This window comes from Stutzerimonas kunmingensis (assembly GCF_002929225.1).
In the GTDB taxonomy this organism is placed as follows: Bacteria; Pseudomonadota; Gammaproteobacteria; order Pseudomonadales; family Pseudomonadaceae; genus Stutzerimonas.
In genome coordinates, this window is record NZ_PISM01000011.1 from 1 (window position 1) to 1,193 (window position 1,193).

A 1,193-nucleotide genomic window follows, 5' to 3' on the forward strand; every position below is an offset into this window, starting at 1 on the left:
TAGGGAAGGTCTGAAAAAGACTTCCTGATTTGGCAAAATCCCCCGACTTCACCTCGCCGAGTTTTCCCATGAAGCAGATGACCTTCGCCGACGCCGAGTACGCAGGCAAGCGCAAGCAGACCCGCAAAGAGCTGTTCCTGATCGAGATGGATCGAGTGGTGCCGTGGAAGGGTTTGATTGCGTTGATCGAGCCGCACTACCCGAAGGGTGAAGGCGGCCGTCCGGCCTATCCGTTGATGGCGATGCTGCGAGTACATCTGATGCAGAACTGGTTTGGCTACAGCGATCCGGCGATGGAAGAGGCGTTGTACGAGACGACCATCCTGCGCCAGTTTGCGGGCTTGAGCCTGGAGCGTATCCCTGACGAAACCACGATCCTCAACTTCCGTCGGTTGCTGGAAAAACACGAACTGGCCGCGGGAATCCTAGCGGTAATCAACGGCTATCTGGGTGACCGCGGCCTGTCGTTGCGCCAAGGCACCATCGTCGACGCGACGCTGATCAACGCGCCGAGCTCGACCAAGAACAAGGATGGCGAGCGTGACCCGGAGATGCACCAAACCAAGAAGGGCAACCAGTACTACTTCGGCATGAAGGCGCACATCGGCGTGGATGACGAGTCAGGGCTGGTGCACAGCGTGGTAGGCACTGCCGCCAACGTGGCGGACGTCACCCAGGTCGACAAGCTGCTGCATGGCGACGAGCAGAGGGTGGGCGGCGACGCGGGTTATACCGGCGTCGACAAACGTCCGGAGCACGCCGACCGGAAGGTCGTCTGGCAGATTGCCGCCCGTCGCAGCACCTACAAGAAGCTGGGCAAGCGCAGCGTGCTGTACAAGGCCAAGCGCAGGATCGAACAAGCCAAAGCTCAGGTGCGCGCGAAGGTCGAACATCCGTTTCGAGTGATCAAACGCCAGTTCGGCTATGTGAAGACGCGCTTCCGTGGTCTGGCGAAAAACACCGCTCAGTTGGTGACACTGTTCGCGCTGTCGAACCTGTGGATGGCGCGAAGACATTTGATGAGTGCAGGAGAGGTGCGCCTGTAATGCGGGGAATAGCCGCCGCGAGAAGCTCGCAGCGGCTAAAAACCAAGAAATGAGCGGGTGATCGGGCGGGTTTTGATCGATTTGCCGCTTTCAAAATCGGCAAGGGCTGAAGTCGGTCAAAAAACAGGCGGCTTTTTCAGACCTTCC

The 1,193-nt window shown here is 58.9% G+C and carries 1 protein-coding gene; it reads left to right on the forward strand.

Annotation, left to right across the window (positions count from 1 at the left end):
- Positions 1 to 68 precede the first annotated feature (68 nt).
- Positions 69 to 1,046, forward strand: coding sequence for an IS5 family transposase (locus tag CW305_RS06575; RefSeq protein WP_034072818.1), 978 nt, complete (start codon positions 69 to 71; stop codon positions 1,044 to 1,046).
- The last annotated feature ends 147 nt before the right edge of the window (positions 1,047 to 1,193 follow it).

Bases quoted from the DNA above. Each gene is read 5' to 3' on its own strand.
- CW305_RS06575 (WP_034072818.1), top strand. From the start codon at position 69: ATGAAGCAGATGACCTTCGCCGACGCCGAGTACGCAGGCAAGCGCAAG.